General features: G+C 59.0%; 1 protein-coding gene (running past both ends of the window). It reads right to left on the reverse strand.

Every position in this 16,899-nt window falls within one protein-coding gene, locus BFP70_RS10760, for an Ig-like domain-containing protein (RefSeq protein WP_066011575.1), read on the reverse strand. The gene is 53,583 nt long; 16,689 of those nucleotides lie to the left of the window and 19,995 to its right, leaving coding positions 19,996–36,894 in view — codons 6,666 (complete) to 12,298 (complete); the first complete codon in reading order (the gene reads right to left) occupies positions 16,897–16,899. Both the start codon and the stop codon lie outside the window.

Here is a 16,899-nt window from a genome sequence, read left to right on the forward strand (position 1 = left end):
CGCGGCGGATAGATCGCCATTGGCAAAGACCTGCACCGTTGCCCCGGCCTGTGCCGTGCCGCTTAGTGTCTTTCTGGCTGCGGCATAGCCCATCGTGGGGAGCGCAGGCGCCTGCGTGTCCACAACAAAGGTCATCTGCGCCGAGGCCAGACCGGCCACATCTGCATCCTGCGCCTGTGCCTTATCCGCCAAGTTGACGGCATAGACTGTATAGCTGCCATCGGCCAGGACCGGCGTCATCGCGGACCAATCCCCATTGTAATCGGCGCGGGTCCAGGTGATCAGCGCATCCGTCGCTGCATCACGAATTTCAACGCGCGTCCATGCTGTGGCACCGCTGCCCGTCAGGTTGAACTGCGCATTGGCAACGGTATTACCAAGCCCCGTCGCAGCGATCGTCGGCTGGCTTGGCGCTGCGAAACCAGACGTAACCGCACTGCCCACGACCGAGAATGCGGCGGTCCCGCTGGAACGAGAGACATTGCCAAATTGATCGCGCAGCACAACATTGAATTCATAATCACCATTCGCGAGAACCGGGTCAAATTCCAGCGCGCCGGTCAACTGCCCTGCCGTCAAGACGATATGATCATAAACCTGACCTTGGTCGTCCTCTAATGTCACGATATCACCGATATTGGCGCCCGCCGTGGTGGTGATCTGAATATTGCCCGTGGCAAATGTCTTGATCTTATCCAAATCCACATCACTGCCCGCAACAAAGACAATATCGCCTGTGGTGATGCCATCAGGGCTGTTGGCGGTGATCGTCATATTGTTATAGGGCGTTTGCCCCTGCGACAGCTCGATCCGGCTGCCATATTGCGCCTCATAGGCCAAGGCCAGCGCCTGAGCCGAGGCAACCTGTTGCGCATCAAGCAACACAACCGGGTCCAGATTGCTGCCGTGCACGGTGATCATGCCCTGACCGCCGTCGCCCTGTGGCACATGGGCCAGCCCCTGCACCGTGATCGCCAAAGCATCACTGCGTGTCATCGTCACGCTGGCCTTATCTGCCGAAACCGTGGCAGAAATCCCCAACCCCGCCGCGTTGATCTGCGCGGCCAATGCGGACAGATCATCCACCGCAACCTGTGCCGTCACCGTGGCGGTTGCACCAGCCGCACCGGTCAGCGTCAAAGACAATTCCCCATCCGACGTCAGATCCGACAGCACCAACTGTGCCCGCTCTGCCAGCGCCACAGCGCTGATATCGGCAAAGCCGCGATCAAGCACATTTACCACGCGCCCGGCCAGCAGATCCGCCCCGGACGGTGCCGCGATCTGTGCGCCCAAAGCCAACGCGCCACTGGGCTGTGTCGTAATCAGATACAGATCATCCGCTCCCTGCGGTGACTGGCTTAGCACCTGAACAGCGCTACCCGTCGACACGGTGCGATAATCCATCGCATCCAGGATATAATAGACCGTGCCGCCGCTGATCACCCGGTCAGTTTTGTAGCTGCCATCGGGCAGGCCATCCGTTCCCAGACCCTGCAAATAGGTCGCGCCGCTGGCCCCTGTCATGACGCGCAGCTCTGCGACCTCGGAATACAGCTGGACATTTTGCGCCACATCACCACGCGCGTTCAGCACGACCTCGGTGACAAACGTGCCCTGCTGCGTGCTGATCGGCGCGTTCAACGTAATATTACGCCCCGATTGCATTTCAACACGGGTGGTATCAAATTGCGTCCCCACCCTGATCTGCGACGTCGCGCTGATACTGGCCGCGGAGTTGATCAAAAGCGAGGTCGCATCATAGCCTTGCTGGGTTGGGATCACGAAATCCGCCCCGGTCAGGAAACCGACATGATCGCGCGCGTCGATCCACAGATCCTGACCAATCACCAACGCCCCGGCGGCATCCAGCGTGACACTGCCCACCAGCCCGGCGGCATCGACTACCCCGTTTGTGCGCGCTGTCAGAAGCCGGCCCGCGACGCCTTTGGCAAACAGCTCTCCGCCATCTGCGCGCAAGGTCACAGTGCCAAGATCCATCGCCGCAGACAGAGACAGAACCTCCAGTGCCTCGGCTGTGGAAATCGTGATATCGCCTGCATCGGCGCGCGCTTGCGTCAATACCGTCTGTGTGCGGTTGTCCGCGCCGGTCTCATGCAGGCGGATACCGCCCGAGACGGTAGAAAGATTGCGCAGATCTGCCGCCTCAACGCTTAGGTCCAGAAGACCGGTCTGTGCGATCAGCTCCACCGCGCCGCCCGTATCGGTGTCAATCTTGATATGGGGAATAGCGCCCGTCCCACGGATCGCACCGGCTGAGGTCACACTGACATCCAGCGGCAGATCTGCCAAATCAATCACCGGGTTGCTGGCGCTGCTATGGGGGGTGCGATCTGCGCTGCGTCCGGCGACCACACCAGTGACAACCCCGGCGGCATCCGCGCTATAGCCCTGCAAGACAATGTCTTGCGCTGCATTCAGCGTGATCTGCCCATCCTGCGTCCATAGCCGCGCAACCGTCAGATCTCCGCCAGTAGCCACCGTGGTCAGCGACAGATCCCCAACCGATTGCACATGGGCATTGATCTGCGCCACGCTCAGTGCCGACAGCGTGATCCCATCGCGGCTGACGACATTCAACGCCTGCGCCGTAACCACGGACCCAAGCGTCTGCGTGATCATCGACCCCGCCGACAGATCAATCATACGCGCCGTCAGGCTGCCCAATGTCAGGATACGGGTGTCGTCCGCCGTCGCTCCGCCCAGCGGTGCCGGCGTCGACAAAAGGATATCATTTTGTCCCAACGCACCGGCGCGCAAGCTGCGCGCTGTCAGGTCGCCGCGCGCAAGGATAGAGATATCGCCCGATGCCGTGGTCGCCCCCAGAACATCAAGATCACCATTGGCCTCAATCCGGATCGGCCCTGCGTCGGTGACCGTTGCGGTCAAGATCCGGGCGTCCAGAAGGTAATCATGCGCACCGCTTGCATCGCTTTGAATGCCATCGCGGGCGGTCAGCACCGCATGATGGGCACCAACATAATTGCCCGGCGTGGCCCCCACGGTTCCCACCGCGCTGCCAGAGGCATAGATCCCGCCACCGGTTGCGGTCAGCGTCATCGTGCCATCCACGGCAACTGCACTGTCGCGGAAGGTCACATCCCCGTCGAGCGCCCCTGCGATAACCGTCAGGCCGCTGGACGCAATATCAGTGCGCAGCGCAGTCAGGACATCCCCGCGCCCGTCGCTGCCTGCCACAAGCGTCACCGCCGTGCCCGACAGCCCACCAAACGCGTTCAGGTCATCCTGGGTCGTAACCAAAATCGCACCATCGGCGGATAGATCCCCGGTAAGCGTTACGCCTTTGCCCCCGCTGATCGACACTGCGCCATCTACACCGATCACCGACGGCAGATCGGTCAGGACCGTGCGCGCCGCCGACAAGGTCATGGTGCCGCCAATCTGCATTTGTGAACTGGTGGTAGGGACAAAGACCGCAGCATCCTCGGGCGGAGTTTCCCCCAACCGCAGATCCCGCGCCGAAGTAATGGTCAGGTTGCGCCCTGCCTCCAGATTACCCGACAGGCGCGTATCCCGGCCCGATACGATCTGCACATCACGCCCTGACAGCGAATTGGCACCAAATGTTGCGAAATCTTGCGTGCCACCTGCCGCGCCATCCAAACGCACCGTCCGGGTTTCGGTTACAACCTGCGTGATAGCCTCATCACGGTAAAGCGTTTGCTTCGCCGTATCGACAACTTTGGTCTGCGTGTCATAGCTGCGGAATTTCGGGCGGTTATCATAGATCGCCGTCTCATTTGAGACCCACTGATACTCCAACTCATAGCGGGCCTGCATGATATCGGTATCCAGCGATACCCATGCATAATGGTAATCGGTGAAATTCTCGGTGACCTGCGTCGCGTTCCAGTAATTGCCAGTTTCATAGATGAACCGGCGCTGTTGATACCCGTTCAGATCATTGAACCGGTCAATGCCTGACAGTGCCAATTGCTCAACCGCATATTCAAAGCCCGCGTTATTGGGCTCACCAGAGTTCCAGTTGCTGTAATTGGTCTTGCTGCCGTAGATCGAGATATAGTTCGACGCATAGCTGGCATAGCTGACATCGTAATACAGCCCCGGCAAGGTGCCCGATGGGCTGATATAGACCATGCCCAGCCACACCGCGTTATTTCCCGCAACGCGGTCCACCTCGGCTCGTTGGGTGTCATTTGTCACATTTGCCAAAGTATAGCGATCTGTCGCGGCGAAATGATTCAACGTTCCAGAGGACAGATTATAGCGTTTCTCAACCCAGTTATAATCCACGCCAACAAGCACGTTATTGTCGTTTGAATTGCCGCTGTTGGCATCCCAATTCGTGCGCGTCAATGACGCAGTGGTGTCAAAAAATGCCTGCTGCGCCAGCGTGTTCAGGTTGGTCTTGCCATCCAGTTTCAGCGTTTGAACATTGTTCAAAGACCACACAGGCACACGGTTGACCGCGACATCGCCCGCGCGGTCGGTCAGATCATACACCCTTTGCCCGTCATTGGCTGCGGCGGTTTCCCCATTGCCACGCACGCCCGCATCATAAGACACACGCCATGAAACCGGCGCGGAATCATAATCCAGCGTATTGCGCGATTTATAGGTGCTTTCGTTCGGATCGGCCAAATCTTCGGTCGCGGTCACGCGCCGCGTAACATAGCCCGATGTCACCTGATCATAATAGACCGTCGCTGTGTCTTTATAAGTGCCGACATTCTCATCTTCCAATTTATTGACGCTGCCTTGCGACACGGCGCGCGCCAGATCCGCCTGCGCCCCGACCGGCAGATGGATCCATTTGTCGCGCAGCCCATCGACCTGCAAATTGACGATTTGCATCGGTGTTGTCGTGCCTGCAGCGGGCATTTGCATCCAATCGGGCGACCAGTCGCTGACACTGGATGTGCCGTTGATAACCTCATGTTTCTTCAGGTTCGTGGCAGAGAAATCATACAGTTTTTTGTAGCCAAGCTGGGCAAGCACCACTTCGACCTGCAGATCTGACAGCTCTGCAAAACTTAGCGGATATCCATTAGTATCCAAGCCGGGCACACCCACGCTGCCCCAGCTGATGATCGGTCCGCTGCCGCTTGAAGCTGCCGAATTGCGGTAATCCACCCCTTCGACGAAATACTCCCGTTTGGTGGTGCCGTCGTAATAGGCATCTTGCGTCAGCCGGACATCCATCGTGGTGAAGGAATAGCCCACTTTGACAGATTCCAACCCAACCTGTTCAGTCACCGTGGTGCTGACCCAATTGACGACAGGCACGTCGATCACCGCATCCACGACCTGATTATAGCCCGTGATCACCAGCGTATCGACCGTCTGCGTTGACAAGATCGGTGTCAGAACCTGCCGTGTGCCGCCCGCGCTGGCAGAGGCGTCCATTTCAACATCCACGCCCGCCAACAAGGACACATCGCCGTCACTTGTCACCTGCCCCAGCCCCAGAACATAAACAGAGCCAAAGCCAAGGCTGGCCGCATCCACATCGCTGCGTGCCTGATCCACACCATCACCATTGGGCACGATGGCCGACAGGCCCGCACGGATGTCGATCTGCGCAGCCAAATTTCCTGCGCTGGTCGACACAGACCCATAGACAGACACATCGCGTGCCGCGTTGATCCACAAATGATCGCGCGCTTGCAAATCACCGCCCTGATAGACAGTAGCGCCGCGCAGATGCATCCACCCGCCCGAGGTTACAATCGCATTGCCCAGACCGCTGACCGTGGCACCGCCGGCGGTGGTATAGCTTCGGTCGGATTCCACAAAGACATTCTGACTGGCGATGATCTCAATATGGCTGTCTTCGGCCCATGTGATCAGCGCGCTGCCCTCCAGCACCGAAAGGCTGGTGCCGGTGATATCAATTGCATTCAGCGCATTCATATCCGCATAAATCAGCACAGAGGCATCTTGCGCCCCGCTGACCGTGACCGAGGCCGCATTGGCCGTGACCGCGCCGCCTACGCCAGCACTGGCCTGACCGATAATCCCATCCAGCAACAACCCGCCAGAGCCGGTGATGGTAATCGCCCCGCCCACACCTGTGTCCAAGATTGCGCCGCTCAGCCGCTGTGGGTCGCCGCCCGTCTGTGTGATGCTGATCTGATCGGGCAGCAACAGATTGTCGTCGGTCACGATATCGCCAGCCGTATCCAGCACCAGATGGCCATCCGCCGTCATCCATTGCCCGGCCTGATCTACGAAATAACTATTGGCCGGCGTGGTACCACGCGCGGCATTCATCAAATAGGTCACCGCGGTGGTCGTGACCGAATTGGCCAACGGATCCAATAAACCACCGTCCAGCGCCACAAGATCGTGACCAAAGGCCAGCCCCGTTACGGTAATCATCCGATCCGCATTGATCTGCAGCGCACCGCCCTGAGCCTCGGCGCGCAAGGCACCGTCCAGCCGCAGATCTTTTGCGCTGTTCAGGGTCACGCTGCCCGATGCGGTGCCCGCCGCGGTCAATGACATCACCGTGCTATTGGCATCGATCCACAGTCCAACACCGGCATAGGTGTCATTGCCAAACCCGGGCCCGCCATTCAGCACGATATCGCCCGTGGCAAACACATTGCCGGGCGCGGCAGCCCCGCCGGCATCCACCCCGCCCAGACGCAGCGTATCGCCCGCCGTCAGTGTCACATCACCACCATCAGCCTGTGCGACCGCACCACCCGCCACAATTCCCGCCCCAGCGTGGATCGCGCCCGCGACCGTAATCATGGCGGCATCGACGGTGATTAGTGCATCCGGCGCGCTGGCCGCAATCACGCCCCCCGCATGGACCATCAGATCGCCCAGCAAGGTCGCGTGAAGGCCGCGCCCGGCATCCAGTGTCGCCCCGGTATTGGCGGCGCTGCCGCCGACGGTCATCTGCTCGCCCGTGACGGTGATTTGGCCCGCGGAAATCGCAGCCCCCTCCAGGCGCAGCGCCTGACCGAAATCAATCGAAACAGCGCCTGCAGCCGTCATGTTGGAATTGAGCACGATATCGCCCACCGCAACCAACCTGATAGCAGGCACGCTGCCCGCGCCGATGAAACTGCTGTCAATCATCCCGTCAAGGCGCAGATCGACGCCGTTGATATCCAACTGCCCAGCCGCAGCGATACGCCCGCCCACAGGCGTCACCCACACCTGCCCCTGCGTGGAGGCGATAGAGATGGTATGATCATCGCGCAACGTCTCTACCGCGCCATTAATCACCACCTGATGCGTGCCCGACAAGGTGATCGACCCGCCCGTATCCACCACCCGGATCGTGGCTGTATCTTCCAATAGCAGGCTGACCGCATTGGTGCCGCCGTGCAGCACCACCTCATCATCCGCCTGCACAAGACCTTGAATTGTCAGCGTCCCATTTGACGCCAAACGCACATCATGGCCAGCACCACGCGCAATCAGATCCCCTTTGAGCACGCCGCTGGAGCCCAGATCAAAGCTGATATCACCGTCCAATGTCTCAAGGATACCGGTGACATCAAGATTAACACCTTTGCCCGCAGCCGCATCCCCGGTGTTCATGACAATATCGGTATGCGCACGGATTTTGCCCGCCAGATACAGCCCACCATTTGGCCCCTGTGGCGCGCCGATATTAATCACAGAGCCAACCGCAGCCGCATCCAGCGCGAAACGGCGTCCTGACACCGCGCCAATCACCGTGCCGCCTGCATCGCGCAGCGCACCGGGCGTGTCATCGTTGAAAACAACGCCCAGATCGGCACCATTCACCGTTTGGCGCAGGCTACCGCTGCCCGCCGATTGCGCCAAAATGCTGATCTGATATGGCCCGGCAAAGCGAAGACGCCCATCGCGCAGCTTGGCCGCGATATCAGCAATGCTGGTGCCAGAGTCATTGGGAACCGCCGCCAGCCCGGCATAGTCTGTCAACAGCGCAGGCGTAATTACTCCATTGGGATCATCTGTCTGAACTACGGTCCAGACCGCCGCAGCCATTGCATCATTAAGATCCGCCAAAAGCGCGTCGATGGAGGTGTTTTCCGCCGTCTGCTCTGCGGTGACGGTCACGGCCGCCTCAATGGTGTAGCTGACTTTGTCAACCTGGATCAAAAGGGTGACATCTTGTTCCAAGACACCATCCGCGCGGCTTGCCCAGCCGGCCACGACCAGTTCTTGGATGTCACCCGGCGCCAGAACCGCGATATCACCCGGCGCGTTCAGATTGATCGTGCTGCCTGCACGTTGTGTCGTGATCTGTGCCGATCCCAGCAGCACCAGACCCTGGCCGTCATATTGCGTTACGGAACCCGCAGGCCCTGCCACACGCGTATCAAGCCCACCGATCAGATCAACCGAGGCCCCAGCCGTGATATCCGTGCCGATGATGATTTGCCGGTCCGCCTGCACCACAATGGCACTGTCGACATCATAGCGCACAACCTCACGGCCGATATATTTGCCCTGATCATCGCGGATCATATCGCTGCGCCCGCCCGCAACCAGCAGGCCTTGCATTTGCATATCACCAACGGCGGACAAGGTAATCGTGCCATCCACATAGGTGTCCGTTGCAATGCGGCTGCGGCTGCCATCTGTGCCATAGGCCCAGGTGCCTTCTGTCACGACTTCGGCGGCGGCGTTCACGATCAACCCCATGCCGGTCTGCGCATCAAACCCGCCTGCCACATCCACCAGGCGACTGGCGGTCAGATAGCCGCCGGTTTCCACGATCTGCCCTGCCTCGTTGGTGGTCAGCCCGCCGATGGTCACACGGCCCGTGCCCGCCACCCGGATATCGCTTTCACGGCCCGACCAGATAAAGCCCTGCGCCAGAAGCGCGCGCGAGCCTGGATCATCTTGGTCAAGCAATCCAAAGCGCTGCTCCATCCGGCCACCCGAGGTGATATAGCCCATCAGCTCTATCCGGTCGCCACCACTGATCACCACCTGAGAGCCCGCACCCGCTGCGCCATACCCATTGGCGGTGATCCCGCCTGCGGTATTGACCAAGACCGACACAAGATTGGCATCCTTTGCCGGGGCCGCGCCCATGGTGCGGCCATCCCAATGATCGTCCGCGCCCGCTGCACCACCTGTCACGGTGACATTGCCGCTGGCCTGCAGGCCCGATTCCAACCGAATTTGCTGGCCCGCGCGCACGGTGATATCGCTGCCGCCGTTACCCGAACTGTCCAGCGCGTATGTCACACCGGCGTCGCCCACCTGACCGCCCGCGATCATGGCGCCAAATATATCAACGTCTTGCGCCCCGACTATGTGCAAATCGCCATCGGCATCTGTGGTGCGATATTCACCGGTGGCAAAAATATACACACTGCTGCCACGCGCATCAGCCCGCGCACCGGCGCCCGCTATCGCATTGCCGTCACCATCCACACCGCCCATCAGGTTCAACGCGGCAGTCGCCGTCACGAAACCTTCAACAAAGAGGAATTCATCGGATTGCAGCGTCAAGGATGCTTGCGCCCCGGTCGCATTCACATTGCCACGCACAATCACATCTTGATCAGAGCGCAGCACCATCGCCTTGCCGTCGCCAAGGCTGCTGACAGTGCCGGTGACCAACAGGCCATACCCGCCGGTGTGATCCACCAGATAATGATCGGGGCTGGCATCCGCGATACCGTTGAAATAGCCGGTCTTGTTAAAGATCGCATAGCGCGGCACATAATCGGGATTGGGCGTGCCATCGGGCAATGTTGGCAAACCAAACAGTGCGTTGTCGTAAAGCTGCCCTGACGAGGACAGCACGATATCGCCTGATGCCGCCAGCGCTCCGCCCAGCAACAGCGCACCTTGCGACGTGATCGACACCGCGCCATCCGTGCCGGTGATGACCTCTTGTCCGTCACTATAGGCATTGCCCGCGCGGGTTTCTGTGCCCGAATTCACGGCAACCACATCTTGCGACAGGATCGAGATCCGCGCGTCATCACCCTGTGCCAGGATCCGCGACAGCTCTACCAAAATTACGGGACCATCCGCGGTCAAATTGATCGCAGCCCCGTCCCCGTGAACCTGCAAAAGCCCTGCGGTTTCAATCGCATGCGACGTGGTGATCGTCACCGATGCGCCATCGGCAAAGGTTTCAATCGTGGCGGCCGCGTCGATTTGCAGGCTGAGCGGGCCGGCGATGTCTTGATACAGCGTCTGCGTCAGATAGCCATCATCACGCCCGGCATCCCCGGTCGCCCCGGTGATCGTCAGATCGACAGCATCCGTGCCGCGCAGCCAGCCGGTCACAACCGCCTGTTCATCCACCGACAGATCCAGCACCCGGGCGAACAGCCCGCTATCGGCACTTCCTTGGGCGTCATGCACGTTCTGGCTACTGATCTGCATATTGCGCGTCTGCACATGCAGCACATCATCGGGCGCTTGCACATCCCCGCCGATAAACAGCGTGTCGGTATATAGGAATGTCTCGTCCCGCAACGAGGCCACACGCGTGTCATCACCGCGCAGGATCGGGCCATCTGCGGGCTCAAACTTTACCTGATCAGCGACTTTGACATCACCAAAGGTCATCACATTGCCCAGATCACGGCGCCCGATATGCAGCTGCGCAAACCCATCTGCAATCGCGGCAATGTCGCGCACAGACAGGTAATACCCAGGCCGGTCCAGCTGCTGCGGGCTAAGATCACCGTAATCAACGCCCACGATGTCTTCAGCGGCGGTGCCGATATAATATTGTGCTGCGGCCTTATGGGTGCGCAGGGTCAGCAAGCCAGAGCCCACAAGTTTGGACGCGCCGCTGGCCAGATCTAGATCATCGCTTGTCAGGCTGATAAAGCGCCCCTGCTCCAACGTGCGCACAAAGCCGCTGTCAAGCTTAAGCAAGGCGTTATCAGCCAAAAGATCAATGTGCAGATCACCATGTGCGACCTCTATCGCGACATCGCTCCGAATGTCGCCGCGGTTCTTCTGGATCAGATCCCGCCATTGTGCCGCCCCGGTCGCGCCATCTCTCACCCAATCTTGCGTGCTTTCCCATTGGCTGGCGGCAGGCGTGGCATCAATCACATAACCTGGATTTTCGACGCTATTGAGCACCTTTTCCTGAGTCAGCGTCAGATAATCATCCTCGATGATCACCACATCACCAACCCCGTGACCCGAAGTCGCCACGGTCAGCTCTGCGATGCGGGTCAGGATCGGCTTGTCGAAACTGCCTACCGCGTTCTTGGCCTTGACCATCAGATAGGCGCCGGCCCCGGCGATCTGGCTGGCATTGGTGTTGATCAGACTGCCATCGGCCACCTGAATGCGCATCCAGCTGCTGCCATCGCTGTCGCGCGTCAGATCTGCCGAGGACCAGATATCCGCATAAAGTTCGACATCCGCCCCGTCACCATAAGTACGCAGATCCAGGTCACCGTCATTTACCAAGGTCACATCATGCAAGACCTTAATATCGCGCACGGATTCCCAAATAACGCCACCCGCCATCAACGCCGAGTGCTGCCAGATTGTGCGGGCAATCGCGCGCAGCTCTGTGCGGCCCAGGTTGGTCTGCGTCTGCCCGTCCAACGCGGTGAAGTGCACATCACCGCCGAAAGATTCGATATGATCGGCATCATAGGACGCGCCCTTGCCAACCAGGGTCAGCCGCTCAACCGCACCATCATCATAGGTGATGACCTCACGCCCATTGACCAGCGTGCCAAGCCCAAGCTGCAGCGCGTCTGCCTCACGGCTGGCACGGGTTTGCTCGGCGATGATTTCATCAAAATCGCTGCCGGTTTCCACGATATTGATCGTGCCCTGCGCCCCGGAAGCAGACACACGATCCATGCGCAGATGGTAGTCATCTTCGCCGCCCGCGTCGATAATATCGGTCTGCCATTCCGGGAAGCCGGTGACATAGACCGTATCGGACCAGGCGCTCAGCCGGACGGTATCGACTGTGGTGCCGGACACGCGCACCTCTTGTCCGGTGCGGTTGTCGCTGGTGTTCACGCCGCGCTTGCTAAGCGTGACCGTCACCCCATTGGTCATCTGGCTGTAATCAAGGATCGTCGTGCCATCGCTGTCGGCAAAGCGATCTTCACCGAAATCATCCTCAAAGATATAGGTGTCGCGCCCGCCGCCGCCGGTCAGACGGTCATTGCCCGTGCCGCCGGCCAGAACATCATCACCGCCACCGCCGGTCAGGCGGTCATTGCCTGCACCGCCGGTCAGCGTATCTTCGCCAAGCCCGCCGATCAGATTGTCATCACCCGCGCCGCCATCAATGGACCAGCCCGTCGTGGCCCCCGCCCCGGCAATAAAGCTGCCCGGCGTGTAAACGCGGGTTGTGACAGTTTCGATGCGGCCATCGCCGTGGTCGATCTGCTCGACCTCATTTTCTACCGTTCCAGTGTCGAAATAGCCGATCTGGATCGCGTCTTTCCCGTCACCGCCCGATAAGGTTCCGCCACCTTCGCGCGCATAGATCGTGTCATTGCCCGCGCCCATTTCCAAATCGAACGTCACATCGCGCAGGCGCGTTATGTCGATCTGATCATTGCCCTCACCGAAATTGGCCACCACGCGTTTGACGCCAGTATAGGTTTGATACCACCCGTCATATTCCACGCTGACAGAGCCGCCCGAGCCGTAAAGCGAAACCTCTTCGCCCACATCATCAGTGCCAAAATAACGCCGCGCCGCAGCCTGCGTTCCGAAATTCAACGTCAGCACATCGCCTTGCTGCGTCGCCAGATAGGGTTCGACGCGTGGCGCATCAATATCCAGATTGAACAGGTTCACCCGGAACAATTCAGCATTGTACAGCGTGATGGTTTTAATCCACAGATCCAGCTCAACAAACAGGCTGGCGACGAAATCCGCGCCCATTGAGATGTTGAACAGGTTCTGGAACCCGCCGTTTTCATATTCATACATCGTGGCAATTTCGCTGCCGCGAATCCGCCCGTCACTGACATATGAGACGCTTTCGACATAGCCATCGGCATTTTTTGTCAGAACGGATTGCGCGATATCTTGCAGATCCAGACCGGCATAAAATTCAATCGCGCCCTTGCCCCCGCCCGAGATTGGGCCAAGCGATGCACCCAGCTTCAGCCCCACGCTGGCATTGATATAGAATTCGTCTTTTTCATCACCGCCGGTGCCGCTGACGATCTTGCCGTTTTTGAATGTCGGCAAGGTAAAATCATGCACAAAGAACCCATCCAGCGCATCCAACGGATTGCCGCTGTTGATCGCCTGACGAATGCCATAGGTGTCATAGCCAAAGGCCAGATCCGCGATCGCCTCAAAATCCAGCGACCCGTCTACCCTGATCATCACCGGACCAATCGGCACCCGTGCGATGGGCACATCAATATCCACGCCCAGCCCCAAAAGCGGCATCTCATAGGTGAATAAGATCGCATCCCCGCCGGACATGATCGATTTCCAGTTCTCAATATCCTTGAGATATTCAAGCATCTTGAACCCGGCACGGGGCTGATTGATCGTGCCACTTTTCACCGTGGCAGAGCCGCTGCCCGAGGATTTGGCCTCGATCTCCGCGAATTTCGCATCCAATGCCGCGCTGGATGATCCGGTGGATGGCACCGCGCGGATCGTGCCCGCGCCCAGGCCCACAATATCCCCCAGCAGAATTTCCCCGGTATCGGCCCACTGTGACAGGGTATCGGGCAGCTCATGCATGAAGATGACGGCATCAAAAAACGCCTGCGGGATTTCCGGCTTGCCCTTCAGCTTTAGCATCCCATTGACCAGCCCCAGCGGCGTGGGCTGAATGCCTGCGGCCTCGATGAAATCCAGCCCGTCAATTGGGGTGATCATCATTTTGACGAAGGGGGCAAACGGGTCCAGAACGCCCGAAATCTGCTCCGAAATCGGCAGCAAGAAGTCATCGATCATGGAACCCACATCAAGGCGCAGATCGACCAGTTCAATGGTGGGTTCCAGCAGGCGTTCGCCGTAGCTCCAGTTCCAATCGACCGTCAGATTGGCGCGCAACTTAGGCATCGCGCTGACATCACGCAGCTCAAGCTGGGCTTGCAGATCAATCTTTGAGGTGACGTCAAAGCCGATATCAAACGTCTGCGACGGCGATTGCGAGAACAGCTTTGTCACCGGTAGGCGTCCGCGCGCATCGCCCAGAATATCCACGCCAAGGCTGGCGCTGGCGCCCGAACGATTGCCGTCCGGCATCGCATCCGTCACCGTCGCATCGAAGAACAGCATAGAGCCAAGCGCAGTAAAGGGCTGACTGTTGCTGCCTTGCAAGAAGGCAGCGGCCTGCACCCGGATTTCCTTGGTGTCATCGGTATTGGTCTTTAGATAGAACCCCGATGAGGTGCTGATCCCAAAGCCGAAATCCCACGCCCAACCCAGATCAAAGGTAAAGCCGCCGTCAATATCAAGGCTGAAACCGGGAACCTCAAAATCCAGCGGGATATCAATATCGGCGGCAACAAGTTGCATCCCCATATCAATATCAATCTGCAACGCATCGGCTGCGTCGGGGGGCAGATCACCGATCACCCAGTCTGACAAGATCTCGCCATCACGATCCACCCAGACAATATCAATATCTTCGATATCAACGATATTATTGCCGTCTTTGTCCAGAATAAGGTTCAGACCATCGGTGCCAAACAGATCCCAAAGCGAGGACTGTAAGATCGGCACCGTCCCCCCTTCGGCCGACAGTTTCTGGCGCAGATCATTCAAGAAACCGACGCGCACATCACGGACGAAATTGCCCGCGCTGGCCAGCTTATCGCCGATCACAGGTATGTCACGCGACAGCTCTGTCGACATGACATCTTGCACCACGCCCAGTGCCGCATCGACCCCGTCCAATATCCGCGATGGATCAGTCAGCATTCCCAGCAACGAAAACTCATCCAGGAAATTGTCCATAGCGTCTTGGACATTGGGCACTTCCAGGGTCAGAACTTTTCCCTGCACCAGGCGTCCGGAGGCCATGTCCAACAGCCCCTGCACGCCTGCAGGACCCGTGCTGGCGGTGAAGCTGCCAAGCTGAATATCGGGCAATGATGACACAGACAGGCTCAGCGGTAGATCCATGCCCATTGCGCCGGTGATCTCATACCCGACGTTATTGGACAGCCGCTCTGGCCCGATATAGAATTTTCCGTCATCGACACGGCTGCCCGCGCGTTGATCCAGCGTCAACGCGAATGTCGCGTAATCCACGGTCGATGCCAGACCATCGCGGTCAATCGCCGCCCAACCACCGGTCACACCCAGACGCGCCGGACCCGCCTCAAACCCAAGGTCCAGATCCTGCCCGGCAACCCGCAGACCAATGCTGGCAGAGGTGCCGCGCGCCAATTGTGCAGATACATCCACGGCACGGTCAACCTGCACGTCGGTAAAGGTCGCAGGCTCCGTGCCCTGCGCAATCTGCGACTGCGTGCCTGCAAACAGCTGTACCGAAACGCCTAATGCGTCGCTCAGCCAATCTTGCAATGCCACAATCTGGGCCTGACGCCGCCCGGCCAATTGCCCGGCCCCGTGCTGGTCGTCGATATTTTGCGCGCTATCGCTGCCTTCGGTTTCAGTGATCCAGTAGCTGTCAACACGCGCCGAAATCGCGGTAACATTTTCGCCCTGTGTGCCAATCACCTTACGGAAATCCGCAAGAACCTGATCGCGTTCCGCGTCGCTTAGAACGCTGGAGCGGTTTTCAAACACAACCGCCCCGAAGGCCGCTACAGACCGGGTTTCGATCCGCGTCGGGTTATAATCATACAAGAAGAATTCCGGCCCATCCGATGTCAGCCGGATCCCGGCCTGCACCTTCAGGTTCACAAACGCGCTGAGGTTGATTTTACCCGCAGCACCTGGATTGACCACATCAGCAATATCATCGACGAAATCCAGCCCTGCCAGCGCATCAGGCCCGGCAATCGCCGCAAGCTGCTGCAGATCAAGACTAAAGCCGAAGTTTTCTTCAAATGCGGCACCGATATTCAGGTGAATATCCAGCGCATCCCCATTCAGCGACAGCGCGAAAATCTGATCATTGACATCAAGCGTATTATCATCGGTCACACCCAGCGCGGCTTCGATGATCGCCTCTACCTCGGAAATCGCGCCTGCAGGATTTTCAGCTGCGGTTTCCAACTGCGCCAAGACCTGATCGACGAAGGGGAACACATCTTGCAACGATCGCCCAACCACCGGCATCACCACGGTGTAGAACGGCTGATCCTCAATCGCGTCACGGACAAATTCCAACCCCTGACGCGTGCCGGAAATGATATCAGCAAAGGACAAGTCTTTAAAATCAAATGCCGCGCCCAGATCTGGCACGATCACCACCATATCAGAGCTGCCAACAACGCCCTGCGCGACAAGCTGATCCAGATCGGCCGGATACATCGGGTTTTGATCGACCAGCTTCAACGCCCCCGGCGCGAACAGATCCAACGCCGTCAGCGAGATCTCGACATTCGGCGCCAATGGAATATCAGAGCCAAGCCCGGCATTCACGCTCAAGCCGCGCAGCCGAGCCGATGCCATGCCTGACAGATCGAATGTCAGATCAGAGGCCGAAATATCGCCAAAGCCAAAGCGCATATCCTGCGGATCGCCGCTGCTTGGATCACCAAGTGCCACGCCAACGGATGCCGCCAGTTCAAACCCTGACCCCGTGCCCGCACCGCCTGCTGTCGCGCCCAACATGCCCAGCTGCACAGCGACTTCAAGATCGTCGATATTCAGCGCCGCACCCGCAGTCAGCGACAGGTTCTCAACACCCAGTGTCAGGCTGTTTTCGCGCAACGTATAGCCCAGGTCACTGACACCATCGGCCAGCGCACGATCCAGCGCCACCATGTGGTCGCCACGCAGACCCACAATCGTATAGCGCGCGCCGTCCAG

The organism is Thioclava sp. SK-1, from assembly GCF_001705665.1.
In the GTDB taxonomy this organism is placed as follows: domain Bacteria; phylum Pseudomonadota; class Alphaproteobacteria; order Rhodobacterales; family Rhodobacteraceae; genus Thioclava.